Annotated in this window: 24 protein-coding genes; 14 read left to right on the forward strand and 10 right to left on the reverse strand. The window is 62.9% G+C overall.

From position 1 onward, the window contains the following. Window positions 1–6: 6 nt before the first annotated feature. The 3 genes from DMX11_RS12475 to DMX11_RS12485 are packed head-to-tail and all read left to right on the forward strand — an operon-like array spanning window position 7 to window position 3,679. Entirely contained in the window at window positions 7–1,821 is a 1,815-nt protein-coding gene (locus DMX11_RS12475; RefSeq protein WP_110744798.1) for an ATP-binding protein, read from the forward strand. Next, complete coding sequence (locus tag DMX11_RS12480) at window positions 1,818–3,224, forward strand: sigma-54 dependent transcriptional regulator (protein ID WP_110744799.1); 1,407 nt, start codon at window positions 1,818–1,820, stop codon at window positions 3,222–3,224. Before DMX11_RS12475 ends, DMX11_RS12480 begins: the two co-directional genes overlap by 4 nt. Further along, window positions 3,224–3,679 carry a YiiD C-terminal domain-containing protein gene (locus DMX11_RS12485; protein ID WP_110744800.1) on the forward strand — a complete coding sequence of 152 codons (456 nt, stop codon included), beginning with the start codon at window positions 3,224–3,226 and terminating at the stop codon, window positions 3,677–3,679. The genes DMX11_RS12480 and DMX11_RS12485 overlap by 1 nt, the downstream gene beginning before the upstream one ends. A gap of 71 nt (window positions 3,680–3,750) precedes the next feature. On the opposite strand, the gene cysQ is transcribed toward DMX11_RS12485, so the two are convergent. After that, window positions 3,751–4,569, reverse strand: a complete 819-nt coding sequence (gene cysQ / locus DMX11_RS12490) for a 3'(2'),5'-bisphosphate nucleotidase CysQ (protein ID WP_110744801.1) — start codon at window positions 4,567–4,569, stop codon at window positions 3,751–3,753. Beyond that, window positions 4,566–5,132 carry an ADP compounds hydrolase NudE gene (gene nudE, locus DMX11_RS12495; RefSeq protein WP_110744802.1) on the reverse strand — a complete coding sequence of 189 codons (567 nt, stop codon included), beginning with the start codon at window positions 5,130–5,132 and terminating at the stop codon, window positions 4,566–4,568. Before nudE ends, cysQ begins: the two co-directional genes overlap by 4 nt. Window positions 5,133–5,196: 64 nt before the next feature. Between nudE and yrfG the strand changes: the two genes are divergently transcribed. Continuing rightward, on the forward strand, window positions 5,197–5,859 hold the full coding sequence (gene yrfG, locus DMX11_RS12500) for a GMP/IMP nucleotidase (protein ID WP_110744803.1): 663 nt from the start codon (window positions 5,197–5,199) through the stop codon (window positions 5,857–5,859). 50 nt (window positions 5,860–5,909) lie between these two features. On the opposite strand, the gene lysM is transcribed toward yrfG, so the two are convergent. Further along, window positions 5,910–6,350, reverse strand: a complete 441-nt coding sequence (gene lysM / locus DMX11_RS12505; RefSeq protein WP_110744804.1) for a peptidoglycan-binding protein LysM — start codon at window positions 6,348–6,350, stop codon at window positions 5,910–5,912. Between the two features lie 178 nt (window positions 6,351–6,528). On the opposite strand from lysM, the gene fdhD reads away from it, so the two are divergent. From fdhD to DMX11_RS12520, 3 genes are all read left to right on the forward strand, one after another. Further along, a complete protein-coding gene (gene fdhD / locus DMX11_RS12510; protein ID WP_110744805.1) occupies window positions 6,529–7,359 on the forward strand; it encodes a formate dehydrogenase accessory sulfurtransferase FdhD in 831 nt (276 codons plus the stop codon). 5 nt (window positions 7,360–7,364) lie between these two features. After that, complete coding sequence (locus DMX11_RS12515) at window positions 7,365–9,710, forward strand: FdhF/YdeP family oxidoreductase (RefSeq protein WP_110744806.1); 2,346 nt, start codon at window positions 7,365–7,367, stop codon at window positions 9,708–9,710. Between the two features lie 195 nt (window positions 9,711–9,905). Then, a complete protein-coding gene (locus DMX11_RS12520; RefSeq protein ID WP_110744807.1) occupies window positions 9,906–10,385 on the forward strand; it encodes a glycine zipper domain-containing protein in 480 nt (159 codons plus the stop codon). Between the two features lie 54 nt (window positions 10,386–10,439). Here DMX11_RS12520 and DMX11_RS12525 read toward each other — a convergent pair whose 3' ends face one another. The 3 genes from DMX11_RS12525 to hslO form a co-directional block, all read right to left on the reverse strand. After that, window positions 10,440–10,880, reverse strand: coding sequence for a thioesterase family protein (locus DMX11_RS12525; protein ID WP_110744808.1), 441 nt, complete (start codon window positions 10,878–10,880; stop codon window positions 10,440–10,442). Window positions 10,881–11,030: 150 nt separating this feature from the next. Next, the gene (locus DMX11_RS12530) at window positions 11,031–12,572 is read right to left on the reverse strand and encodes a phosphoenolpyruvate carboxykinase (RefSeq protein WP_110744809.1); all 1,542 of its coding nucleotides are present in this window, start codon (window positions 12,570–12,572) and stop codon (window positions 11,031–11,033) included. A gap of 179 nt (window positions 12,573–12,751) precedes the next feature. Further along, window positions 12,752–13,651 carry an Hsp33 family molecular chaperone HslO gene (hslO, locus tag DMX11_RS12535; RefSeq protein ID WP_110744810.1) on the reverse strand — a complete coding sequence of 300 codons (900 nt, stop codon included), beginning with the start codon at window positions 13,649–13,651 and terminating at the stop codon, window positions 12,752–12,754. 121 nt (window positions 13,652–13,772) lie between these two features. Between hslO and DMX11_RS12540 the strand changes: the two genes are divergently transcribed. Beyond that, entirely contained in the window at window positions 13,773–14,567 is a 795-nt protein-coding gene (locus DMX11_RS12540; protein WP_110744811.1) for a phosphatase PAP2 family protein, read from the forward strand. Window positions 14,568–14,670: 103 nt separating this feature from the next. On the opposite strand, the gene DMX11_RS12545 is transcribed toward DMX11_RS12540, so the two are convergent. Beyond that, entirely contained in the window at window positions 14,671–15,072 is a 402-nt protein-coding gene (locus tag DMX11_RS12545; RefSeq protein ID WP_110744812.1) for an RNA-binding S4 domain-containing protein, read from the reverse strand. A 109-nt stretch (window positions 15,073–15,181) separates the two neighbouring features. On the opposite strand from DMX11_RS12545, the gene DMX11_RS12550 reads away from it, so the two are divergent. After that, a complete protein-coding gene (locus DMX11_RS12550; RefSeq protein ID WP_041166351.1) occupies window positions 15,182–15,664 on the forward strand; it encodes an ATP-dependent zinc protease in 483 nt (160 codons plus the stop codon). Continuing rightward, window positions 15,661–16,566 carry a 30S ribosomal protein S6--L-glutamate ligase gene (gene rimK / locus DMX11_RS12555; protein WP_008099005.1) on the forward strand — a complete coding sequence of 302 codons (906 nt, stop codon included), beginning with the start codon at window positions 15,661–15,663 and terminating at the stop codon, window positions 16,564–16,566. The genes DMX11_RS12550 and rimK overlap by 4 nt, the downstream gene beginning before the upstream one ends. A 54-nt stretch (window positions 16,567–16,620) precedes the next feature. Here rimK and DMX11_RS12560 read toward each other — a convergent pair whose 3' ends face one another. Both DMX11_RS12560 and ompR read right to left on the reverse strand, forming a co-directional pair. After that, on the reverse strand, window positions 16,621–17,934 hold the full coding sequence (locus DMX11_RS12560; RefSeq protein WP_110744813.1) for an ATP-binding protein: 1,314 nt from the start codon (window positions 17,932–17,934) through the stop codon (window positions 16,621–16,623). 13 nt (window positions 17,935–17,947) lie between these two features. Then, window positions 17,948–18,688 (reverse strand): two-component system response regulator OmpR, encoded by a 741-nt coding sequence (gene ompR, locus DMX11_RS12565; protein WP_110744814.1) that lies wholly within the window; start codon window positions 18,686–18,688, stop codon window positions 17,948–17,950. Window positions 18,689–18,905: 217 nt separating this feature from the next. Here ompR and DMX11_RS12570 point away from each other — a divergent pair, with 217 nt between their 5' ends. The 4 genes from DMX11_RS12570 to DMX11_RS12585 all read left to right on the forward strand — a co-directional run bounded on the left by DMX11_RS12570 (window position 18,906) and on the right by DMX11_RS12585 (window position 23,976). Beyond that, window positions 18,906–21,230 (forward strand): Tex family protein, encoded by a 2,325-nt coding sequence (locus tag DMX11_RS12570; protein ID WP_110744815.1) that lies wholly within the window; start codon window positions 18,906–18,908, stop codon window positions 21,228–21,230. Next, window positions 21,230–21,613: a PaaI family thioesterase gene (locus tag DMX11_RS12575; protein WP_050580765.1), complete on the forward strand. Its 384-nt coding sequence runs from the start codon at window positions 21,230–21,232 to the stop codon at window positions 21,611–21,613. The genes DMX11_RS12570 and DMX11_RS12575 overlap by 1 nt, the downstream gene beginning before the upstream one ends. Window positions 21,614–21,766: 153 nt before the next feature. Further along, window positions 21,767–23,344 (forward strand): glutamate--cysteine ligase, encoded by a 1,578-nt coding sequence (gene gshA, locus DMX11_RS12580; RefSeq protein WP_177410740.1) that lies wholly within the window; start codon window positions 21,767–21,769, stop codon window positions 23,342–23,344. Continuing rightward, the gene (locus tag DMX11_RS12585) at window positions 23,344–23,976 is read left to right on the forward strand and encodes a TetR/AcrR family transcriptional regulator (RefSeq protein WP_110744817.1); all 633 of its coding nucleotides are present in this window, start codon (window positions 23,344–23,346) and stop codon (window positions 23,974–23,976) included. The genes gshA and DMX11_RS12585 overlap by 1 nt, the downstream gene beginning before the upstream one ends. A gap of 42 nt (window positions 23,977–24,018) precedes the next feature. Here DMX11_RS12585 and DMX11_RS12590 read toward each other — a convergent pair whose 3' ends face one another. Then, window positions 24,019–24,234: a molybdopterin-binding protein gene (locus DMX11_RS12590; RefSeq protein ID WP_003255829.1), complete on the reverse strand. Its 216-nt coding sequence runs from the start codon at window positions 24,232–24,234 to the stop codon at window positions 24,019–24,021. Window positions 24,235–24,274: the final 40 nt, after the last annotated feature.

Here is a 24,274-nt window from a genome sequence, read left to right on the forward strand (position 1 = left end):
TACGTGATGATTGCAAAACCCACGCCCCCACGCCGTCCCCGCTGGCGCAGCCTGGCCCTGTTGGCCCTGTGCCTGGCCCCGTTACTCTGGCCGCTGCACCACCTTGCCGAACGCTATTATCAGGACGAACTGGCCTCGCAGAACCGCCAGACCCTCGACCTGTATGTCGCCAACCTGCTCGGCACCCTGCACCGCTACGAAACCCTGCCGCAGATCCTCGGCGACCTGCCGGCGTTGCGTGGCGTACTGGCCGACCCTTTCCGCCTGGAAGCGGTGACCAACGCCAACCGCCTGCTCAAGAATATCGTGCAGCAGACCGGTGCCGAGGTGATGTACCTGATGGACGTCAGCGGCAACACGCTGGCGGCCTCCAATTGGGACAAGCACGACAGCTTCGTCGGCCGCAATTTCGCCTTCCGCCCCTACTTCAACGAAGCCATGGCCGGCCATCTGGGGCGCTTTTTCGGCCAGGGCACCACTTCGGCCAAACGTGGCTACTTCTTCGCCGCCGCCGTGCGCGACCGCGAGCGCATCGTTGGCGTGCTGGTAGTCAAGGTCGATCTCGACCACACCGAAACCCTCTGGGGCCGTACCCCCGAGCAGTTGTTGCTGACCGATCACAATGGCGTGGTCATCCTCACTTCGCGTCCTGACTGGCGCTTCCGTGCCACCCGCGCGCTGAGCGAGGCCGAACGCCAGGCGATCATCGCTATCCAGCCCTACCCTACCCAGGCCCCGCAACCGCTTGTGCTCAACCCAGACGCGTGGCTCACTCAGACCCGTGATATCAAGGAAACCGGCTGGCAGGTGAGCATCCTCGCCCCGCGCATACTGGTCGACCGTTCTGTACAGACAGTGACGGCCATCGGTGCCGGTACCTTGCTGGTGGTAATGCTGCTGGCCGGGCTGGTGATGCAGCGGCGCCGCCACTACATCGACCGCATCGACTTCGAGGCCCGTGGCCGCCAGGAACTGGAAAAGCGCGTAGCCGAACGCACGGCCGACCTCGAAGGCCTCAACACCCGCCTCAAGCTTGCCGTGCTGGAACGCGAGAACGCCCAGCAGGAGGCCGTGCGCGCCCAAGACGAACTGGTTCAGGCCGGCAAGCTATCGGTCCTCGGCACCATGTCGGCCAGCATCAGCCATGAGCTCAACCAGCCGCTGGCGGCTATTCGCAGCTATGCGGAGAACGCCGAAATCCTGCTCGATCACCAGCGCACCGAAGACGCCCGCGGCAACCTCAAGCTGATCGGAGAGCTGACCGGCCGCATGGCCTCGATCATCGCCCACCTGCGCGCGTTCGCCCGCCGCGACCGCCATGCTCCGGAAAGCGTGGCCCTGCAGCCAGCCCTGGACGATGCCCTGGCACTGCTGGCCAAGCGCCGCCGGGCGATGGCCGTGGAGCTGATTCGCGACCTGCCGGAAGCAACATTGTGGGTACAGGCCGGCGAAACCCGCCTGCGCCAGGTGCTGGGCAACCTGCTGGCCAACGCACTCGACGCCTTGACCGAAAAAGCCAACCCGAGGCGCCTGTGGCTGAGTGCCGAGCAGCGGGATGACTGCGTCTACCTGTACATCCGCGACAATGGCCCCGGTTTCAGCCGCCAGGCCCTGGAGCACGCCAAGGAGCCGTTCTTCACCACCAAGACCCGCACTCAGGGCCTGGGCCTGGGGTTGGCCATCTGCGAAAGCCTGATGCGCGCCCTGGGTGGTGAACTGCTGCTGGCCAACCACCCGGAAGGTGGCGCCCTGCTGACCTTGCAGCTGCGTGTGGCCGCGCCTGGCGCTACCTTGCCCAATTCGGAGGACCCCTCGGCATGACCACCGAGACACTGATAGACAGCCAAGCCCAGGTCATCCTGGTGGACGATGACCCGCACCTTCGCCAGGCGCTGAGCCAGACCCTGGACCTGGCGGGGCTCAAGGTGGTCGCCCTGGCCGATGCCCAAGGCTTGGCTGACCGTATCGAGGCCGACTGGCCCGGTGTGGTGGTCACCGACATCCGCATGCCCGGCATCGATGGCCTGCAGTTGCTGGAACAATTGCACGGCCGTGACAGCGAGCTGCCGGTACTGTTGATCACCGGCCATGGCGACGTGCCGCTAGCGGTGCAGGCAATGCGTGCCGGGGCTTATGACTTTCTGGAAAAACCCTTCGCTACGGACGCGCTGCTCGACAGCGTGCGCCGGGCCCTGGCCCTGCGTCGGCTGGTACTGGACAACCGCAGCCTGCGCCTGGCACTGAGCGACCGCCAGCAACTGGCCACCCGCCTGGTCGGTCATTCGCCATCCATGCTGCGCCTGCGCGAGCAGATCGGCGCCCTGGCCGGCACCCGCGCCGATGTGCTGATCCTTGGTGAGACCGGCGCGGGCAAAGAGGTAGTGGCCCGCGCCCTGCACGACCTGTCCAGCCGCCGCGACGGGCCGTTCGTGGCGATCAACGCCGGAGCACTGGCCGAGTCGGTGGTCGAAAGCGAGCTGTTCGGCCATGAACCCGGTGCGTTTACTGGCGCGCAAAAACGCCGTATCGGCAAGTTCGAATTCGCCAATGGCGGCACGCTGTTCCTCGACGAAATCGAGAGCATGAGCCTGGATGTACAGGTAAAACTGCTGCGCATGTTGCAGGAACGGGTGGTCGAGCGACTCGGCGGCAACCAGCTGATCCCACTGGATATCCGCATCATCGCCGCGACCAAGGAAGACCTGCGCCAGTCCGCCGACCAAGGGCGCTTTCGCGCCGACCTGTATTACCGCCTGAACGTGGCACCGCTGCGTATCCCACCGCTGCGTGAACGCGGCGATGACATTCTGGTGTTGTTCCAGCACTTTGCCGACGCCGCCAGCCAGCGCCATGGCCTGGCGCCGCACACCCTGCAACCGGCACAACGTGCCCTGCTGCTACGCCACGGCTGGCCAGGCAATGTGCGCGAGTTGCAGAACGCCGCCGAGCGTTTCGCCCTTGGCCTGGAACTGGCCCTGGACGGCCAGGCACCGCCAGCGGCCGCACCGGCACAGCCAATGCCGAGCGGCAACCTCAGTGAGCAGGTAGAGCAATTCGAGCGCTCGCTGATCGCGGCCGAACTGGCCCAGCCACACAGCTCCATGCGCAGCCTGGCCGAGGCGCTGGGCATACCCCGCAAGACCCTGCACGACAAGCTGCGCAAGCATGGCCTGAGCTTTGACGGCGGTAGCGGCGGGCATGACGACCAAGAGGACCACCGTTGATGAGCACCGATAGCCAGTACCTGCAGTCCGTACTGCACAGCGACATCCCCCTGACCCGCGAAATGGGCATGGAAGTGATAGGTTGGCAGCAGCACACTCTGCAATTGCAGTTGCCACTGGCGCCCAACGTCAACCACAAGAGCACCATGTTCGGCGGCAGCCTGTACTGCGCGGCAGTGCTGGCAGGTTGGGGCTGGCTGCACCTGCGGCTGCGCGAACTGGGGATAGACGACGGGCATATCGTCATTCAGGAAGGGCAGATCAGTTATCCGTTGCCGGTAACCGGCGCAGCGCTGGCGCGCTGTGCGGCGCCGGACGAGAAGGTCTGGGAGCGGTTCCTGAACCTGTACCAGCGGCGTGGCCGGGCGCGGCTGACGCTGCAGACCACGGTGAGCAATGCCGATAGTGACGAACCCGCGGTGAAATTCAGCGGCCAGTACGTGCTGCACCGCTGAAGCCTGGAGGCTGTCAGAGTCCCACAGGTATGGGAAGGGTGGGGGGAATAGGGTGTACCTGTGGGAGCCAGTTAGATCAGGTTCAGGAAGGCCTGGCGCCATGCCGCATTGGCGGGCAATGCCAGGAAATACGGATTGAGCAGCGACTCACGCGGCGGATACCGGAACGGCAAGCCATCCAGCCCGATCACCTCGCCACCGGCGCCCTCCACCACACCCTGCGCCGCTGCAGTGTCCCACTGCGAAGTCGGCGCCAGGCGCGGATAACAATCGGCACTGCCCTCAGCCAACAGGCAGAACTTCAACGAGCTGCCAATATTGGCCAGTTCCAGCTGACCCACCGCAGCCCCCAGGCCGGCCAACAGCGCTTCCTGTTCCGGGCTGGAGTGTCGACGGCTGGCAACCACGGTGAACCGCTCGCCTGGCGCGGGTGCGTTGCGGACCTGGATCGGTTGGGCTGCGTCATCGGCATCTGCACGCCAGGCCCCCAAACCGCGCCCACCGAAATAGCAGCGCCCATTGGTGGGCATCGACACTACGCCGAACACCACCTCGCCGTTCTCGATCAGGGCGATGTTGACCGTGAACTCCTCGCTGCCAGCAATGAACTCCTTGGTGCCATCGAGCGGGTCGACCAGCCACCAGCGGCTCCAGCCCTCACGCTCGGCCAACGGAATGTTGCAGTCCTCTTCGGACAGCACAGGAACCTGCGGCGCCAAGGCCAACAGGCCATCGGCAATCACCCGGTGCGCCGCCAGGTCGGCAGCGGTCACCGGCGAGTCATCGGCCTTGTTGGTCACCGCCACATCGGCGCGCCAGAACGGCAGGATCGCCTCGCCTGCGGCCAGCGCCAGCTTGACCGCCTCATGCATCAGTTGCAGGTCGTTCATAGCTCCAGCAGCCCCCGCTGGGTCAGCAGGTCACGCGCCAGGTACAACGCTGCCAGCGCGCGGCCCTCGGTGAACTGCGGGTGCATGGCCAGCGCCGACAGCTCGCGCAGGTTGACCTTGTCGACCCGCATCGGCTCCGGCTCATCGCCTTCCAGATGCGCTTCGTACAGGTCGCTGGCCAGTACCACCTGGATCTTCTGGCTCATGTAGCCCGGTGACAGTGACAGCTCGGTCAGATGTTCCAGCTGGCGCGCGCCAAAACCGGCTTCTTCCTTGAGCTCCCGGTCGGCTGCCGCCAGCACATCTTCGCCCGGCTCGATCAGGCCCTTGGGCAACGACAGCTCGTACTCGTCGGTGCCACCACAGTATTCCTCGACCAGCACAGCGTGCTCGGCGTCGAGCATGGCCACGATCATCACCGCGCCGTACCCGTTACCCCGGCCTACCAGGCGCTCGTAGGTACGCTCGTTGCCATTGCTGAAGCGCAATTGCACGGCTTCGACGCGAAACAGGCGGCTGCTGGCGACGATTTCGCGGCTGAGGACGGTGGGTTTCTGGCGCATGGGGCGGCTCCTTGGCGTGAACGGGTTACTATACCGTGGCTTGCCGACTGATCGAGAGTTTCCCATGCCTGTTCTTCCCTGGTCTGCCATCGATACCGTTCTGCTGGATATGGACGGCACCCTGCTCGACCTGCATTACGACAACCGCTTCTGGCTGCACCACCTGCCCCAGCGCTATGCCGAGCTGCACGGGGTAAGCCGGGCCATGGCTGAAATGGAGTTGCAACCGCTGTTCGAGCGCAATGCCGGCACACTGAACTGGTATTGCCTGGACTTCTGGAGCCGTGAGCTAAAGCTGCCGATCCGCGAGATGAAGCGGGAAATTGCCGACCTTATCGCCCTGCGCCCAGATGCCGATACCTTCTTGGCAGCGATTCGCAAGGCCGGCAAACGGGTTGTGATGATCACCAATGCACACCGGGATTCGCTGTCGCTGAAGCTGGAGCGGGTGGAACTGGCGCCGTATTTCGAGCGGCTGATCAGCTCGCATGACTACGGTTACCCAAAAGAGAGCCCGCAGTTCTGGGATGCCTTGCAGGCGGATATTGGTTTCGAGCCGGGGCGTAGCCTGTTCATCGATGACACCCTGGCGATATTGCGCAGTGCGCGGCGGTTTGGTGTTGGGCACCTGCTGGCGGTGCGGCAGCCGGATAGCAAGGCAGGGCCGCGGGATACCGAAGAGTTTCCAGCGGTCGAGGATTACCGGGAATTAGTGATAGGCCTGTGAGGCCCCCTTCGCGGGCATGCCCGCGAAGGGGCCGGTACAGACTTCAGAGATCAATCAGGAATACGCAGCACCTGCCCCGGATAGATCTTGTCCGGGTGCGAGAGCATCGGCTTGTTGGCCTCGAAGATCTTGTTGTACTGGTTGGCGTTGCCATAAACCACGATCGAAATGGCCGACAACGTGTCACCCTTTTTCACTGTAACGAACCTGGCCGCCTTCACTACTGGCCCCGTCACGGTGATCTGGTCATCCACGCTGGCCACACCATTGATGTTGCCGGCGGCGAGAATGATCTTTTCCTTCTCCTCCTGGCTGGCCACCTCACCCTTGAGGATGATCTTGTCGCCCTCTACAGTGGCGGTGATGTTCGGATTGCCCAGGCCGACACTTTCCACGTGTTTTTTCAGCTGCTCCTCGGCATTGGCATTGCCTGGGGTCAGCAGGTCGATCAACTTCTCGCCCGCTTCCTTCACGAAACTGAACAAGCTCATAGCGCTCTCCTTGTTGACGAAACCTCGGACTCAGCAGTCTAGGCCAGCTTTCCTCCCGCCGCCCCCTGCGACCAATCGACGCGCTCTATCAAGGCATAGACCCTAGCAATTAGACGCCGCCGGCCCGCACGCCTAGGCTTGTGCTATCACCAAGCCGCCGAATGAACAGCCTGCCCCGATGAACAGCAAACCACCGGTCTGCGCGGCCTCATCGCCCTTGGCCATGCCCGCCGCCAGCAACACCTACGATTACGTCCAGCTCAACGACAGCAAACGTGACAGCACGCCGCTGGCCGAAGAGGTGGCGCTGGCCATTGTCTACAACGGCCTCAACCAGGCGGTAATGCTGGTCAGCCCCACCGACCTGGAAGACTTCGCCGTCGGGTTTAGCGTTGGCAGCGGCATTGTCGAAGGCACCGCGGAAATCTACGACCTCAAGCTCTCCGGCAGCGGCTCGGCGATGTACGCCGACCTGGAAATATCCAGCCGGGCGTTCTGGAACCTGAAAAACCAGCGTCGCCAGCTGGCCGGCACCAGTGGGTGTGGCCTGTGTGGAGTCGAAGCACTGGAACAGGCATTGCCAGAGCTGACCGTGCTGCCGGGTGCCCCCCTGCCCCCGGCGCAGTGGCTGGTCGGGCTGCGCGAGCGCATCGATGCTTTCCAGCCGCTGGGCCAGCACTGCGGCGCGGTGCATGCGGCACTGTTCATGGACCGTCATGGCGAGCTGTTGCTCGGGCGTGAAGACATTGGCCGGCACAACGCCCTCGACAAGCTGATCGGCGCCCTGCTGCGCCAAGGTATCGACAGCCAGGGCGGCCTTGCCATCGTCACCAGCCGCTGCAGCCTGGAGCTGATCCAGAAGGTACTGCGTGCCGGTATCCAGACACTGGTCAGCCTTTCAGCCCCCACCGGGCTAGCCCTGCAATGGGCGCGCAAGCACAACCTCAACCTTATCCATTTGCCCAAGCACAGCGCACCGCGGGTCTACAGCCCAGCGGCGGAGTCGTAACAGCCGTGACCTCGTACCAGCACCTTCCGGACAACACCCCAGCCTCCCCTCCTCGCTACAAGCCCTACCACGGCCCCGCCGGTGGCTGGGGTGCACTGCGCAGCGTGGCCAAAGCGTGGGTCGGCAGCGACAACGCGCTGAAGAACATCCGCGCCCTGCTCAAGACCAACCAGAACGGTGGGTTCGACTGCCCTGGCTGTGCTTGGGGCGACTCGCCGGAAAGCGGCATGGTCAAGTTCTGCGAGAACGGCGCCAAGGCGGTGAACTGGGAGGCCACCAAGCGTCGCGTCGACGCGTCCTTCTTCGCCCGCTACAGCGTTACAGCCCTGCTGCAGCAGAGCGATTACTGGCTGGAGTACCAGGGGCGCCTGACCGAGCCAATGGTCTACGACCCAATCAGCGACCGCTACCAGCCGATCAGCTGGGACGCCGCCTTCGCCCTGATCGCCCGCGAGCTGAACAAGCTGGCCAGCCCTGACCAGGCCGAATTCTATACCTCGGGGCGCGCCAGCAACGAAGCGGCCTATCTTTACCAGCTGTTCGTGCGGGCCTATGGCACCAACAACTTCCCCGACTGCTCGAACATGTGCCACGAGGCCAGCGGCGTGGCGTTGGGCCAAAGTGTAGGGGTGGGCAAGGGCACGGTCACCTTCGACGACTTCGAGCATGCCGATGCCATTTTTGTGTGGGGCCAGAACCCCGGCACCAACCACCCGCGCATGCTCGACCCGCTGCGTGACGCGGTGAAGCGTGGCGCTCAGGTGGTGTGCATCAACCCGCTCAAGGAGCGCGGCCTCGAACGCTTCCAGCACCCGCAGAACCCACTGGAAATGCTGACCAACAGCGACCGGCCGACCAACACTGCGTTCTTCCGCCCGGCCCTGGGCGGCGACATGGCGATGCTGCGCGGCATGGCCAAGTTCGTCCTGCAGTGGGAGCGTGAGGCCCAGGCCAGCGGCGAACCGGCTGTGTTCGATCATGCTTTCATTGCCGAACATGGCCATGGCGTTGACGAATACCTGGCCGTGGTCGATGCCACGCCGTGGCAGCACATCCAGGTGCAGTCCGGCCTGAGCCTGGCCGACATCGAGCTGGCCGCGCGCATGTACTGCCGTGGCAAACGGGTAATCATGTGCTGGGCAATGGGCATCACCCAGCACCGCCATTCGGTGCCGACCATCCAGGAAATCGTCAACCTGCAAATGCTGCGCGGCAACATCGGCGCGCCAGGCGCTGGCCTCTGCCCCGTGCGTGGCCACAGCAATGTGCAGGGCGATCGCACCATGGGCATCAACGAACGCCCGCCAGTGGCGCTGCTGGACGCCATCGAGAACCGCTTTGGCTTCCCCGTGCCGCGGCACAACGGCCACAATACCGTTGAAGCGATCCACGCCATGCTCGACGGCCGGGCGAAGGTATTCATCGGCTTGGGTGGCAACTTCGCCCAGGCCACGCCAGATACCGAGCGTACTGCCAAAGCATTGCGCAACTGCGAGCTGACCGTGCACATCAGCACCAAGCTCAACCGCAGCCACCTGGTCCACGGCAAGCAGGCGCTGATCCTGCCGTGCCTGGGCCGCACCGACATCGACCTGCAGGCTGACGGGCCGCAAGCAGTCACGGTGGAAGACTCGTTCAGCATGGTGCATGCCTCCAATGGCCAGCTCAAGCCGCTGTCGGCACAGATGCGCTCGGAGCCTGCGGTCATTGCCGGCATTGCCGCCGCCACCCTGGGCAAGAAACCGGTGGACTGGCACTGGCTGGTTGCCGATTACGACCGCATCCGCGACCTGATCGGCGACACCATCGCCGGCTTCAGCGGCTTCAACCAGCGCTTGCAACACCCAGGGGGGTTCTACCTGGGCAACAGCGCCGCCAGCCGGGAATGGAAGACCAGCACGGGCCGCGCCAATTTCAAGGCCAACCTGCTGCCCGACACCCTACTGGACGAGCGCGTGCGCGCCAGCGGCCAATTACCGGACCTGATCATGCAGTCGATGCGCTCGCACGATCAGTACAACACCACCATCTACGGCCTGGACGACCGCTACCGCGGCGTGCGTGGCCAGCGCGAAGTGATTTTTGCCAACGAAGCCGACATCATCCGCCTGGGCTTCCAACCCGGGCAGAAGGTCGACATCGTGTCGTTGTGGGGGGATGAGCATGTGCGCCGGGTGCATGGCTTCACCCTGCTGGCGTTCGATATCCCGGCAGGCCAGGCCGCGGCTTACTACCCTGAGGTGAACCCGCTGGTGCCGCTGGAGAGCATTGGCGATGGCAGCCATACGCCGACATCGAAGTTCATTGCTATCAAACTGGAGCGCGCTCGGGACGACGGGCGTATCCTGTAGACATGAAAAAGCCCTGTTCCATAGCGGTTCAGGGCTTTGTCATAAAGGTCTCAGACAGCCGAAAATAGATAAAGTTTCACAGCAAATACAGTAACTTAGAGAATTGTGTACAACTCGTGTTACTCGTCGGATTTCCGTTGCCAGCCACGCCGCTTAGCCTCAAATTCGCCTCGTCATCCCTATGAGGCTCTCTTGATGAAGAAGTACTCCTCGATTTTGTTGTTGTCTTTCAGCTTGCTCAGCGGCGTTGCCATGGCAGGCGGCACCACCGAGGCCGGCATCGGCGGCGCATTGGGTGGGGTACTGGGCTCCGTGGTGGGCAACTCCATCGGTGGTAGCACTGGCGGCGCCATTGGTGCCGGCCTGGGCGGTGCCGCAGGCGGTGCCCTGGGTGCCGATAAGCGCCAGCGCGGTGAAGCCGCTATCGGTGGCGCACTGGGTGCTGCGGGCGGTAACGTCGTCGGTCGCTCGGTGGGCGGCACTACCGGTAGCTACATTGGCGCGGCAGCCGGCGGTGGTGCCGGTGGCGCACTGGGTAACTACATGGGCAACAAGGCCGACGAAGACGACCGCGATGACGACCGTCGCTACCGTCGCGGCTACGACGACCGTCGTCACTACGACCGTGGCCATCACTACGGCCACCGCAAGCACAAGCGCCACTGGCGCGACTAATGCCGAGGGCCTCGCCCCGGTAGCAAAAGCCCCGCCCCTGCCGGCGGGGCTTTTTTATGCCTGCTGGGCGAGTACGAGGCCAGAAAGGATCACTTGCAGCGACTCAGGCAACACCACAGGACGGCCACTGGCACGGTCGATGAACACCTGCACCACCGTGCCTGCCGCACACGCCTCCGGCTCGCCAGGACGGAACAGCGCCAGGCGATACTCTACTGTGCTGCCCGCCAGGCGTGTCACGCCCAACCCCACCTCCAGCAAGTCCGGAAAGCCCGGTAATGCGTAGAAATCCGCCGCCGAACTGACCACGAATGCTGCCAGTTCACCGTCACGCAGGTCCACCTCGGCCTGTTCGACAAGGAAGGCGTGGATAGCAGTTTCAAAAAAGCCGTGCACGGTGGCACCGGCGATATGGCCGTTGACGTCGTTGTCCGAAGGGCGGGTGAGGATGGGGTGGAAGTGGGAGAAGGCAGTGCGCTGAGGGGATTCGGTCATCTGTCTGGCTCTTGTCTTCGCAATGGATGCTGACAGTGAAACAGAAATTGCAGATTTCCGCTGCCTGCAATCCCTTGTGGGAACGCACCGATTTGCAGGAACAAAAAAGCCGCCCCTGAGGGCGGCGGTCTTGTTGCAGCCAGGTTCAGCTTACAGCTGTGGACCAGCGGCCTTGATGGCGTCGGAAACTTCGAACTTCTTGAAGTTTTCGATGAACAGCTTGGCCAGACCTTTGGCGGCCTCGTCGTAGGCAGCTTTGTCAGCCCAGTTGGTGCGCGGGTTGAGCAGGTCGGTCTCAACGCCCGGAACGGCCTTCGGCACATCCAGGTTGATGATGTCCAAGTGCTCGGTTTCGGCACCGACCAGCGCGCCGCTCTGGATTGCAGCGATCACCGCGCGGGTGGTCGGGATGCTGAAGCGCTTGCCAACACCGTAGCCGCCGCCGGTCCAGCCAGTGTTTACCAGGTAGACCTTGGAGTTGAAGCCGTTGATACGCTTGATCAGCAGCTCGGCGTACTCGCCAGCCGGGCGCGGGAAGAACGGTGCGCCGAAGCAGGTGGAGAAGGTCGACTTGATGCCGCCGCCCGAGCCCATTTCGGTGGAACCGACCAGCGCGGTGTAACCGGACAGGAAGTGGTAAGCCGCCTGCTCATTGTTCAGGATCGACACCGGAGGCAGAACACCGGTCAGGTCGCAGGTCAGGAAGATTACGGCATTAGGCTCGCCGCCCAGGTTCGCTTCGGAACGCTTGGCAACGTGCTCCAGCGGGTAGGCCGCACGGCTGTTCTGGGTCAGGCTGACGTCGGTGTAGTCGGCGTGCTTGTTGGCGTCGAGCACGACGTTTTCCAGCACCGCACCGTGCTTGATGGCTTTCCAGATGACCGGCTCGTTCTTCTCGGACAGGTCGATGCACTTGGCGTAGCAGCCACCTTCCATGTTGAAGACAACGCCTTCGCCCCAACCGTGCTCGTCGTCACCGATGAGGTAACGGCTTTCGTCAGCCGACAGGGTGGTCTTGCCGGTGCCGGACAGGCCGAAGAACAGGGTTACATCGCCTTCTTCGCCGATGTTGGCTGCGCAGTGCATTGGCAGTACGTCGGCGGCCGGCAGCAGGAAGTTCTGCACCGAGAACATGGCTTTCTTCATTTCGCCGGCGTAGCGCATGCCAGCGATCAGCACCTTCTTCTGGGCGAAGTTGATGATCACGCAACCGTCGGAATTGGTGCCGTCACGCTCAGGTTCGCAGACGAAGTTGGCAACGTTGAGGATCTGCCACTGGTCGCGACCAGCCGGGTTGAATTGCTCCGGGTTGATGAACAGGCAACGGCCGAACAGGTTCTGCCAGGCAGTCTGAGTGGTCATCTTGACGGGCAGGTAGTGCTCGGCTGCAGCCCCTACGTGAACGTAGGAGACGAAGTGATCCTGGGCGTTGTTGAACGCCTCGACGCGAGCCCACAGGGCATCGAACTTGTCGGCCGGGAACTTGCGGTTGATCGGGCCCCAGGAGATGGCGTCCTGGGTGGAAGGTTCTTCGACGATGAAACGGTCAGCCGGCGAACGGCCAGTACGGTGACCAGTCTCCACGACCAGTGCGCCAGTATCGGCTAATACGCCTTCACCGCGTTGCAGCGCTTCTTTTACCAGCTCATCGACGCTCAGGTCGGTGTACACGGTGTTGTTGGCTTGCGTCATGAGATACCCCATCCGGCCCGAGGCCGAGTGCTCCAAACGTTTTGTAGTTGTCTTGAAAAAACTACTACAGCGAAAAAAGTGGCCGGATTATGCCAGAAACGCCCAAAAAAAGTAGGCCCCTCCTGTCAGAACTGCTCTTTTGCGCAATTCGACAGGAGATTGTCCTGTGGTTAAACGTTTCAGTGACGAGTTTCTGAGGCTACGTCAGTGCCGCCACCCGCAAACAGTTGTGCCACGTCGCTGGCATCGAAGAAGTAGCGCTCGTTGCAGAACTGGCAATCGATTTCTACCGTCCCGCCACATTCTTCCACCAACGCCTTGGCGTCGTGCTCGCCCAGACTGACCAGCGCATTGCCAGAGCGTTCCCGAGAACAGCTGCAATTGAAGCGCAGCGGCTGGATATCGAACAGGCGTACTGCATCTTCGTGGTACAGGCGGTGAAGTAGCGTTTCGTTGTTTTCAGCCCACTCTTCAGGCTTGAGGGTCTTCGCCAGAGCGACCACGTGCTGCCAGCTGTCCTCACGCTCTTCATCATCCGGCTGGCGATCGCGCGGCAGTTGCTGAAGCAGCAGGCCACGCGCCTTGCCACCTTCGGCATTGAGCCAGAAGCGCGTGTTCAGCTGCTGGGACTGGACGAAGTAGTTGGTGAAACACTCCGAGAGGTTGGCGCCATCGAGGTCGACGGTACCCTGGTAACGCTGGCCCTTGACCGGGTCGATGGTCAGAGTCAGGTGGCCGTCGGGCATCAGCTGCGAGAGTGTGGCATCCGCAGGGATCTGGTCCGCTTCGTAGCGGGCCATGCCGCGGATCTCACGGTCGCCGGAACACTCCACCATCAGCAACGGAATCGGCCCAGCCGAGCGGGCCTGCAAAATCAGCAAGCCATCGAACTTCATCGCGCCAACCAGCAAGGCGGTGGCAGCCATCAGCTCGCCAAGCAGCGCCTTGACCGGCTGGGGGTACTCATGACGCGCCAACACCGCGGCGTAGCTGTCATCGAGAGACACCCACTCGCCGCGCACATCGCGCTCGTCGAAGATGAAACGTTGGGTGAAATCGGTATCAGGCAAGTCGCTCATAGGTTTTGGCTATCTGAAAATGATGACAAAATGATTACAAGGGTTATCGCACTACACGCGACAACCCAATGACAAAGCGCTCACGAGGCGCTCCGGTTCCTGTTTGCAATAGAGGTATTTTATGGACAATCGACCACTGTTCCAAGCAAGGTGGTCCTTGGGGCCATTGGCAGCCTGTACGCTGCTGCCTATCGCTCTACTGTGTTTCTGGTTATGGCCCATTGGCCAGATCTTGTGCCTGACTTTCGACGAGTGGCTGTTCCACAGCCTGAATGCCCCGCTGGCCGACAACACCACCTGGCGCTACATATGGACGGTGGGCAGCCTGCGCCCGTTCGACATTGTCGTCGGCCTGATCCTGCTGGCCGTACTCATCCGGGGTGACTGGGTGTTCAAGGCAGCCCAGGTCCGTCAGGCCTTTTTCGGCTTTCTGGTCACGCTACTCCTCTTAGTGGTGATTCGCGCGCTGTTTTCCAAGTGGGTGGATGCAGCCGGCTGGCAGCACAAGAGCCCGTCGATGATGTTCGACGACGTCGTCCACCTCAGTGATTACTACCCGAACCTGGAAGCAGCCTGGGAGCTGAAGGACCGCTCCAGCAAGAGCTTCCCGGGGGATCACGCCTCGGTGCTTTTGATCTGGGCACTTTTCATGAGCGTGTTCAGCCGGCGCCTGGTGCAGTACCTGGTGGTCTGGGGGCTGGCGCTGCTGTTCATGCTGCCGCGCCTGGTGGCCGGTGCCCATTGGGGGCAGGATGACTACATCGGCGGGTTGCTGATGGCAGTGCTGGCGTTGGGCTGGAGCTACTACACACCGCTGGCGGCCAAGGGAAGCGAGGCGTTGATGCGCTGGACGGCGCCCATGTTCGACCTGCTGGCCAGGTTACCGCTGGTCGGGCGGATGGCCGTGGTCCGCTAGAGTCTTGGGGGCTGCTGCGCAGCCCTTTGGCGACACAACCCTATGGCTTGCGCAGTACCGTGGGAGCGGCCTTGTGTCGCGATGGGCCGCAAAGCGGCCCAGGCTAGTCATAGCTCCCATGCAACTGGTGAATCTGCCGCCGCTGCTTCTTGGTCGGCCGCCCATCGGTAGTCACCCCCATGGCCCCCGCCTTGCGCATTTCCGCCGCCTGCTCCCGGCGCCGCACACTTTCTGCGGTCTCTTCATACAACGTCTGCGCCTCCGGCGCCCCGCGTCGTACAACCGACAACGCCTTCACCACCACCGTGCGTTCATCGAACCCGGTACGCAGCACAAATTCGTCGCCCACCCGCGGCTCCTTGCCCGGCTTGCAACGCTCGCCCCGGCAGTGCACCTTGCCGCTCTCGATCGCCGCCTTGGCCAGCGCTCGCGTCTTGTAGAAGCGCGCGGCCCACAGCCACTTGTCCAGGCGAACCTTGTCATCGTCTTCGGCTTTTTGTGCCATCCCGTTACCTCGGATTCTGTCTTTCATCGAACTGTACTACCTTCACATACGGATGCAAAAAGTCCCCGCCATGCTTACAGTTCACCACCTCATTCGCAGGGTGTGCTTAGTGAAGACATTTGACCATTTGACTGTGATTGGCCTGCGCGAGTGGGTCGCCCTGCCCGACCTTGGCGTGGCTGGGTTACGCGCCAAGATCGACACCGGTGCCAGCACCTCCAGCCTGCACGCCACCGAGGTGGAACCGTTCGAGCGCGATGGCCAGCCGTGGGTGCGTTTTACCGCACACCTGGGCTCGGTGGTGCAGTTGCGTCACAGGCGGTGCGAGGCGCCGCTGGTGACCATGAAAACCATCAAGAGCTCCAACGGCCAGGCGCAGACCCGTTATGTCATCCGCACCTCGTTGGCGCTGGGCGATGGTGTGTGGGAGGTCGAATTCACCCTGGCCTGCCGCAAGAACATGCGGTACCGCCTGCTGCTCGGCTCCAAGGCGCTGATCCACGGCCAACTTGTAGTCAACCCCGGCCTGAAATACGTACAAGACAAACCGGCCTTTCCGGCCACTCTCTCTCCTGTCACAGGTGCTGCATGAAGATCGCTGTGCTGTCGCGCAATCCGCGTCTGTATTCCACCCGCCGCCTGGTCGAAGCCGGTATCCAGCGTGGCCACGAAATGGTGGTGATCGATACCCTGCGGGCCTACATGAACATTGCCAGCCACAAGCCGCAGATCCATTACCGCGGCAAGCCGCTGGAAGGCTTCGACGCAGTCATCCCGCGTATCGGCGCATCGGTGACATTCTATGGGTGCGCGGTACTGCGCCAGTTCGAAATGATGGGTGTGTACCCGCTCAACGAATCAGTGGCCATTGCCCGCTCACGCGACAAGCTGCGGTCGCTGCAGCTGTTGTCACGACGCGGTATAGGCCTGCCGATCACCGGCTTTGCCCACTCGCCAGACGACATCCCCGATCTGATCCAGATGGTCAACGGCGCCCCGCTGGTGATCAAGGTTCTGGAAGGCACCCAAGGCATCGGCGTCGTGCTATGCGAAACAACCCAGGCAGCCGAGTCCGTGATCGAGGCGTTCATGGGCCTGAAGCAAAACATCATGGTTCAGGAGTACATCAAGGAGGCCGGCGGTGCGGACATCCGCTGCTTCGTGGTAGGAGACAAGGTGATTGCCTCGATGAAGCGCCAGGCCAAGCCGGGCGAGTTCCGCTCCAACCTGCACCGTGGGGGCGTTGCAAGCCTGATCAAGATCACCCCTGAGGAACGGATTACCGCAATCCGGGCGGCCAAGGTGATGGGGTTGAGTGTTGCGGGTGTGGATATCCTGCGGTCCAACCATGGGCCACTGGTGATGGAGGTGAACTCGTCGCCGGGGCTGGAGGGGATAGAGGTGACCACCGGCAAGAACGTCGCCGGGATGATCATCGAGCACCTTGAGAAGAATGGCGGGCCTAATCAGACCCGGACCAAGGGTAAGGGCTGAGGTAAGCCTGTGCCGGCCTCTTCGCGGCCAAAGCCGCGAAGAGGCCAGTGAGCCTCACACTGCGTTACGCGGCAGCAAAAGCCCCAGCGGCAAACGCACCCGCGCCTCGATACCCCCGCCAGACCGGTTACGCAGCTCCACATTCCCGCCATGCTGTGCCGCGATCCGCTTGACGATCGCCAGCCCCAGCCCGGTACCTTTGCCGCCTCGCGCCCGGTCTCCACGAATGAACGGATTGAAGATGGTCTCCAGTTCCGACTCGTCGATCCCGGTGCCACGGTCCAGCACACTCAGCACCACGTACGGTGCGCTCTCGTCACCCGACACATAGGCAGCCACTTCGACCCCCTTGCCGGCATGATGCAGGGCGTTGCCGATCAGGTTGCCCAACATGCGCTTGAGCGATACCCGCCGCAGAGGGAACGGCGGAATCGGCTCCAGACACAGGCGCACACGCTCTTGCGGCTGGTTGTACGGCGCTACGACTTCACGTACCAGGTCAGCCAGGTCGACCTCCTCCACCGGCTCGTCGCGGCCATCGCGGATAAACGCCAGGAACTGGTCGAGGATCGCATCCATGTCCTCGATATCGCGGACCATGTCGTCACTCAAGTCGCTGTCGCTGTTCAGCAACGACAGCGACAGGCGCAGGCGCGTCAGCGGCGTGCGCAGGTCGTGGGAAACCCCGGCCAGCATCAGCTCGCGCTCCCGTCCGGCCTGCTCGACGTCTTCGGCCATCTGGTTGAAGGCCTTGTACACCTCGGTCATTTCGCTGGGTGTGTCGCTGATCGGCAGGCGCACACTGCGCCCCTGGCCCAGCTGGCGGGCAGCAAACACCAGCCGCTTGAGCGGCTGGTTCAGCTGGCGTACGAAAATCCAAGCCGAGGCTGTGGACAACAGGCCGATGGCCAGGAACCAGCCCAGCACGTTCCAGATCTTCTGCCCCCGCAACGGGTGCGGGTAAAGCGGCACCTTCAACCATCCCGGGCCGAGGCTTGGCGCATTGACCCACAACGCCGGTGGCGCATGAATGCGCAACCGCACCTCGGTGTCCTCACCCAGCTCGGCCTGCATCTGCCGCTGGTAGATTTCGCTGTAGGGCCAGTGCTGCTCACCTTCGGGCACACCTGAGCCGGTCACGCGGATAAGGCCTGCCGCCTCGGCGATCTTGTCGCGGTTTTCTTCGTCGGCAGCCCAATAGGCGCGCAAGGTCAGCGCCACACCGTGACTGTACTGACGGTCGACCAGTACGTCCTCGTTCATCAGCAGGTAGACCAGCGTCAGAGCCTTGGAGAACAGGACGACGATCAACACCAGCCACAAGGTGCGGGCGAAGAAACTTTGCGGAAACCAGAGCGGTGTTTTCATCGACGGTCAGGCATCACTTTCCGGCGTTGCCGTCCGGCACGAACACGTAGCCCACGCCCCACACGGTCTGAATGTAACGTGGCTTGGACGGGTCTGGCTCGATCATGCGACGCAAGCGCGAAATCTGCACGTCGATTGAGCGCTCCAGCGCATCCCATTCACGGCCACGGGCCAGGTTCATCAGTTTGTCGCGGGTCAGCGGTTCGCGGGCGTGCATTACCAGCGCCTTGAGCACGGCGAACTCACCGGTGGTGAGCATATGCACTTCGTCCCCACGTTTCAGTTCACGGGTTGCCAGCGACAGCTCGTAGTCGCCAAAGGTGACCGACTCGTCTTCGCTGCCCGGTGCACCCGGCACGCTTGGTGCCTGGCGGCGCAGCACGGCCTTGACCCGCGCCATCAGCTCGTCCGGGTTGAACGGCTTGCCCAGGTAATCGTCGGCGCCCAGCTCCAGACCCTTGATGCGGCTGAGCTCGTCGCCCTTGGCGGTCAGCATGATGATCGGGATCTGGTTGTTCTGCTGGCGCAGGCGTTTGCATGCGGACAGGCCATCCTCGCCCGGCAGCATCAGGTCGAGCACCACCAGGTTGAACACCTCCCGCGACAGCAGGCGGTCCATCTGTTCGGTGTTGGGCACCGCGCGGGCACGGTAGCCCTTGCTGGTGAAGAAACGCTCCAGCAGGCTGCTCAGCCCTGGATCGTCGTCGACGATGAGAATCTTGTCACCTTCAGCGGTGTTTGCGGTGCCGGTCATGAATAACTCCTCTGATATCGCCGCGCATTATGGCGTAGCCATTGCAACGCGTGCCGTGAGCATTGTTAGCAGATTTTTCCCCAGGCGCCAGTTCCGGCTGGCCGGGCGCCATCACCGCAAGCCGTTTGCGATGGGTATAATGCGCGGCTTTCATCCAGCGCCGCCGGGCGAAAAGCCCACAGGCGACCCCCGTATTCACAAATGTCAGGTGGTTTACATGGACAGCATCAACAGCCGTATCGCCGAGGAACTGGGCGTACGCCCCCAGCAGGTCGAGGCGGCCGTGGGCCTGTTGGACGAAGGCTCGACCGTGCCTTTCATCGCCCGTTACCGCAAGGAAGTGACCGGTAGCCTGGACGACACCCAGCTGCGCCATCTGGAAGAGCGCCTGCGCTACCTGCGCGAACTCGACGAGCGCCGCGCCAGCATCCTGTCCAGCATCGAGGAACAGGGCAAGCTGACCCCTGAGCTCGCCCGCGAGATCAAGCTGGCCGACACCAAGACCCGCCTCGAAGACCTGTACCTGCCGTACAAACAGAAGCGTCGCACCAAGGGCCAGATTGCCCTGGAGGCCGGCCTCGGCGAGCTGGCCGACGGCCTGTTCAACGACCCGGGCCTGACCCCGGAAAGCGAAGCGGCGCGCTTCGTCGACGCCGAAAAAGGCGTGGCCGATGTCAAGGCCGCACTGGAAGGCGCCAAGTACATTCTCATGGAGCGCTTCGCCGAGGACGCCGCACTGCTCGACAAGCTGCGCAGCTTCCTCAAGCAGGAAGCCGTGCTCAGCGCCCGTGTGGTGGCAGGCAAGGAAGAGGAAGGCGCCAAGTTCCGCGACTACTTCGCCCATGACGAACTGCTGCGCAGCGCTCCGTCGCACCGCGCCCTGGCGATTTTCCGCGGGCGCAACGAAGGCGTGCTGAGCGCCTCGTTGAAGGTTGGCGAAGAGCTGCCCGGCACCCTGCACCCATGCGAGCTGATGATCGGCAACCACGTCGGCATCGAAAACCGTAACCGTCCGGCCGACAAGTGGCTCGGCGAGGTAGTGCGCTGGACCTGGAAGGTCAAGCTGTACACTCACCTTGAGACCGACCTGTTCGGCGAACTGCGCGACAATGCCGAAGCCGAGGCGATCAACGTGTTCGCCCACAACCTGCACGACCTGCTGCTGGCCGCACCGGCCGGCCCGCGCGCCACCCTGGGCTTCGACCCGGGCCTGCGCACCGGCTGCAAGATCGCCGTGGTCGACGCCACTGGCAAGCTGCTGGATCACACCACGGTCTACCCGCACGCGCCGAAAAACGACTGGGACCGCACCCTCTCGATCATGGCCGCGCTGTGCGCCAAGCACTCGGTGGAGCTGATCGCTATCGGCAATGGCACCGCCAGCCGCGAGAGCGACAAGCTGGTGGCCGAACTGGTCAAAAAGTATCCAGCACTGAAAATCACCAAGATCATGGTCTCTGAAGCCGGCGCTTCGGTGTACTCGGCATCGGAACTGGCCGCCCGCGAGTTCCCGGACCTGGACGTATCGATCCGGGGTGCAGTGTCGATTGCCCGCCGCTTGCAAGACCCGCTGGCCGAACTGGTGAAGATCGACCCAAAATCCATTGGGGTCGGTCAGTACCAGCACGACGTGTCGCAACTGAAACTGGCGCGCGGCCTGGACGCTGTGGTCGAGGACTGTGTAAACGCCGTGGGCGTGGATGTGAACACCGCCTCGGTGGCGCTGCTGACTCGCATCTCTGGCCTTAACGCCACGCTGGCACAGAACATTGTCGCCCACCGTGACGCCAATGGCCCGTTCGCCACCCGGGCAGCGCTGAAAAAAGTCAGCCGCCTGGGTGAAAAAACGTTCGAACAGGCCGCCGGCTTCCTGCGCGTGATGAACGGCGACAACCCGCTGGACGCCTCGGCAGTTCACCCCGAGGCCTACCCGTTGGTGCAGCGGATCGCCGCCGGCACCGACCGGGACATCCGCTCGCTGATCGGCGACAGCAGCTTCCTCAAGCGCCTCGACCCGAAGAAGTTCACTGACGAAACCTTCGGCCTGCCGACCGTTACCGACATCCTGCAGGAGCTGGACAAGCCCGGCCGCGACCCACGCCCCGAGTTCAAGACCGCGACCTTCCAGGACGGCGTCGAAGACCTCAAGGACCTAGAACCGGGCATGATCCTCGAGGGCGTGGTGACCAACGTGACCAACTTCGGGGCCTTCGTCGACATCGGCGTGCATCAGGACGGCCTGGTGCACATTTCGGCGCTGTCGGAGAAGTTCATCAAGGACCCCCGTGAAGCGGTCAAGGCAGGTGACGTGGTCAAGGTCAAGGTCATGGAAGTGGACATCCCGCGCAAGCGCGTCGGCCTGTCCATGCGCATGGGCGACACCCCGGGCGAGAAGGTCGAAGGCAACCGCGGCGGTAACCGCGGTAATGGCGGCAACCGCCAGCAGCAGGCGCCGCGCCAGCGTGAAACCGCCACGGCCGCGCCGGCCAACAACGCCATGGCCTCGCTGTTCGCCAACGCCAAGCAGCTGAAGAAGAAGTGATGGACGTACCACGCGAATACGTCGAAAGCGCCTTCAGTCAGCTACTCGGCTGCCGCCTGCAACGCCTGGACACAGGCGTTGCCGAGGTAGCCCTGGCGCTTGAGCCACAGTTGCGTAACCGTGGTCAGAAACTGCACGGCGGGGCGATCTTCAGCCTGGTGGACATCGCCATGGGCCTGGCCTGCTCGGCCAGCCATGGCTTTGACCAACAAAGCGTCACCATCGAGTGCAAGATCAACTACATGCGCGCCGTGAGCGACGGCGAAGTGCTGTGCACTGCTCGGGTGCTGCATGCCGGGCGGCGCACCTTGGTGGTCGACGCCGACGTAGTCCAGGGCGACAAGCTGGTGGCCAAAGCGCAAGGAACCTTCGCGGTTCTCTAGCTCACCAAGCAGTATCTGCGGTATTTTCAGCAGTGCGCTGGCACTGCTGGATCCGCGTAAACCAGGCGACAACGCCAGTTCCTTTCTTCCTACCCTTGTAGACCGTTATCTCTACCCCCATATTGGGGCGACTGACGCGTGAAGGAATACATCTTGAGCGAACTCCTCAACCGCCGCCTGAGCCTGCTCGGCGCCAATCTTCCCCTGCTCAAGCAGTGCCTGCACGGTATTGAGCGCGAATGCCTGCGCGTAACCGATGAAGGTCGCCTGGCCCAGACCCCGCACCCGGAAGCACTGGGATCGGCCCTGACCAACGAGCAGATCACCACCGACTATTCCGAGTCGCTGCTGGAGTTCATCACCCCGGCATTGGCCGACCCGGCCAAGGTGCTCGAAAGCCTCGAACAGACCCACCGTTTCGTCTACAGCAAGCTCGGCGACGAATACCTGTGGAGCCCGTCGATGCCATGCACACTGCCGGCCGAGGAGGACATCCCGATAGCCGAGTACGGCACCTCGAACATCGGCAAGCTCAAGCACGTCTACCGCAAGGGATTGGCCCTGCGTTACGGCCGCACCATGCAGTGCATCGCCGGTATCCATTACAATTTCTCGCTGCCCGAAGCGCTGTGGCCGCTGCTGCGCGCCGCCGAAGGCAGCAGCGAGAATGACCGCGACTACCAGTCGTCGGCCTACATTGCGCTGATCCGCAACTTCCGCCGCTACAGCTGGCTGCTGATGTACCTGTTCGGCGCTTCGCCGGCCCTGGACAAAGGCTTCATGCGTGGCCGACCGCACCAGCTGGAAGAGCTGGATGCCGAAACCCTGTACCTGCCCTACGCCACCAGCCTGCGCATGAGCGACCTGGGCTACCAGAGCAATGCCCAGGCCGGCCTGACGCCGTGCTACAACAACCTGGCCAGCTACACCGACAGCCTGCGCAAGGCGGTGGGCACGCCCTACCCGCCTTACGTTGAAGTCGGCACGCACGTCGACGGCGAGTGGGTACAGCTGAACACCAACATTCTGCAGATCGAAAACGAGTACTACTCGAACATCCGCCCCAAGCGCGTCACCTACACCGGCGAGCGGCCGATCCAGGCCCTGACCTCGCGGGGCGTGCAGTATGTGGAAGTGCGCTGCCTGGACATCAACCCGTTCCTGCCGGTAGGTATCGACCTCACCGAAGCGCGCTTCCTCGACGCGTTCCTGCTGTTCTGCGCCCTGGACGACAGCCCGCAACTGGACAACGGCGAGTGCGGCCAGTGCACCAGCAACTTCCTGACCGTGGTCAAGGAAGGCCGTCGCCCTGGCCTGGAGCTACAGCGCAACGGCCAACCAGTCGGCCTGAAAGAATGGGCCAGCGAGCTGCTAGAGCGCATTCGGCAACTGGCCAACCTGCTCGACCAGGCTCAAGGCGGTGATGAGCATGCCAACGCCCTGGATGCTCAGCAGGCCAAAGTCGATGACGCCTCGCTGACGCCTTCGGCACAGGTACTGGCACGCATGACCGAGCATGACGAAAGCTTCGTGAAGTTCTCGCTGCGTCAGAGCCGTATTCACGCCGAGACGTTCCGCGAGCAACCACTGAGCCACGAACAGCAACAGGCATACGAAACGCTGGCCCGCGAGTCGCTGGCCAAGCAGTCCGAGCTGGAACAGGAAGAAGTCGGTGACTTCGACCTGTTCGTCGGTGCCTACCAGGCCAGTATCCTGGCGATCAGCAACTGATGACGCGTACCGCCACCCCGCGCAAGCCACGCGCCAGCAGCCAGGCCAGGATCGAGGCGATTCTGGCCGCTGCCCGCGAGCTGCTGGCCGAGCTGGGGGTGGCCGGGCTGTCGATATACAGCGTTGCCGAGCGTGCGCAGATTCCACCGTCGTCGGTGTACCACTTCTTCGCCAGCGTGCCGGCGTTGCTCGAGGCGTTAACCGCCGATGTCCACCGGGCTTTCCGTGAAGCTTTGAGCGCACCGATCGACAACCGCGCGTTCAGCACGTGGCATGAGCTGTCCCGGCTGATCGAGCAGCGCATGCTGGATATCTACAATGAAGATGCGGCGGCGCGGCAGTTGATTCTGGCGCAGCATGGGCTGAGCGAAGTAGTGCAGGCCGACCGGCAGCACGATATGGAACTGGGCGACTTGATGTACAAGTTGTTCGACCAGCATTTTCACTTGCCGGTGATGCCGCTGGATGTGGATGTATTTGCCTTGGCCATGGAGCTGAGCGACCGGGTGTATGCACGGTCGGTGCAGTTGCATGAAGCGATCACCCCACGCATGGCCGAGGAAGGCAAGCGGGTGTTCGAAGCGTATCTGGGGTTGTACCTGCCGCCATTTCTGGCCAAGCGTTCCAGCTGAGAAATTTGGGGCCGCAAGCAGCCCCAATATCGAGCAAACGCATCACAGCTTGGCGATAGACACTTCAGTCGACTTCACAAAGGCAATCACTTCACTGCCCACCTGCAGCTCCAGCTCACGCACGGAGCGGGTGGTGATGACCGAAGTCACGATGCCCGAGGCGGTCTGCACGTCGATTTCCGACAGTACCGGGCCTTCAAGGATTTCTTTCACGGTGCCTTTGAACTGGTTGCGAACGTTGATGGCTTTGATGGTCATGATTTGCTTCCTTCTCTTGGCTTCAGTCTGGTAAGTGAGT

Origin of the sequence: Pseudomonas sp. LB-090624, assembly GCF_003205205.1 — a bacterium.
In the GTDB taxonomy this organism is placed as follows: Bacteria; Pseudomonadota; Gammaproteobacteria; order Pseudomonadales; family Pseudomonadaceae; genus Aquipseudomonas.

Bases quoted from the DNA above. Each gene is read 5' to 3' on its own strand.
- DMX11_RS12475 (WP_110744798.1), top strand. From the start codon at position 7: ATGATTGCAAAACCCACGCCCCCACGCCGTCCCCGCTGGCGCAGCCTG.
- DMX11_RS12480 (WP_110744799.1), top strand. From the start codon at position 1,818: ATGACCACCGAGACACTGATAGACAGCCAAGCCCAGGTCATCCTGGTG.
- DMX11_RS12485 (WP_110744800.1), top strand. From the start codon at position 3,224: ATGAGCACCGATAGCCAGTACCTGCAGTCCGTACTGCACAGCGACATC.
- cysQ (WP_110744801.1), bottom strand. From the start codon at position 4,569: ATGAACGACCTGCAACTGATGCATGAGGCGGTCAAGCTGGCGCTGGCC.
- nudE (WP_110744802.1), bottom strand. From the start codon at position 5,132: ATGCGCCAGAAACCCACCGTCCTCAGCCGCGAAATCGTCGCCAGCAGC.
- yrfG (WP_110744803.1), top strand. From the start codon at position 5,197: ATGCCTGTTCTTCCCTGGTCTGCCATCGATACCGTTCTGCTGGATATG.
- lysM (WP_110744804.1), bottom strand. From the start codon at position 6,350: ATGAGCTTGTTCAGTTTCGTGAAGGAAGCGGGCGAGAAGTTGATCGAC.
- fdhD (WP_110744805.1), top strand. From the start codon at position 6,529: ATGAACAGCAAACCACCGGTCTGCGCGGCCTCATCGCCCTTGGCCATG.
- DMX11_RS12520 (WP_110744807.1), top strand. From the start codon at position 9,906: ATGAAGAAGTACTCCTCGATTTTGTTGTTGTCTTTCAGCTTGCTCAGC.
- DMX11_RS12525 (WP_110744808.1), bottom strand. From the start codon at position 10,880: ATGACCGAATCCCCTCAGCGCACTGCCTTCTCCCACTTCCACCCCATC.
- DMX11_RS12530 (WP_110744809.1), bottom strand. From the start codon at position 12,572: ATGACGCAAGCCAACAACACCGTGTACACCGACCTGAGCGTCGATGAG.
- hslO (WP_110744810.1), bottom strand. From the start codon at position 13,651: ATGAGCGACTTGCCTGATACCGATTTCACCCAACGTTTCATCTTCGAC.
- DMX11_RS12540 (WP_110744811.1), top strand. From the start codon at position 13,773: ATGGACAATCGACCACTGTTCCAAGCAAGGTGGTCCTTGGGGCCATTG.
- DMX11_RS12545 (WP_110744812.1), bottom strand. From the start codon at position 15,072: ATGGCACAAAAAGCCGAAGACGATGACAAGGTTCGCCTGGACAAGTGG.
- rimK (WP_008099005.1), top strand. From the start codon at position 15,661: ATGAAGATCGCTGTGCTGTCGCGCAATCCGCGTCTGTATTCCACCCGC.
- DMX11_RS12560 (WP_110744813.1), bottom strand. From the start codon at position 17,934: ATGAAAACACCGCTCTGGTTTCCGCAAAGTTTCTTCGCCCGCACCTTG.
- ompR (WP_110744814.1), bottom strand. From the start codon at position 18,688: ATGACCGGCACCGCAAACACCGCTGAAGGTGACAAGATTCTCATCGTC.
- DMX11_RS12570 (WP_110744815.1), top strand. From the start codon at position 18,906: ATGGACAGCATCAACAGCCGTATCGCCGAGGAACTGGGCGTACGCCCC.
- DMX11_RS12575 (WP_050580765.1), top strand. From the start codon at position 21,230: ATGGACGTACCACGCGAATACGTCGAAAGCGCCTTCAGTCAGCTACTC.
- DMX11_RS12585 (WP_110744817.1), top strand. From the start codon at position 23,344: ATGACGCGTACCGCCACCCCGCGCAAGCCACGCGCCAGCAGCCAGGCC.
- DMX11_RS12590 (WP_003255829.1), bottom strand. From the start codon at position 24,234: ATGACCATCAAAGCCATCAACGTTCGCAACCAGTTCAAAGGCACCGTG.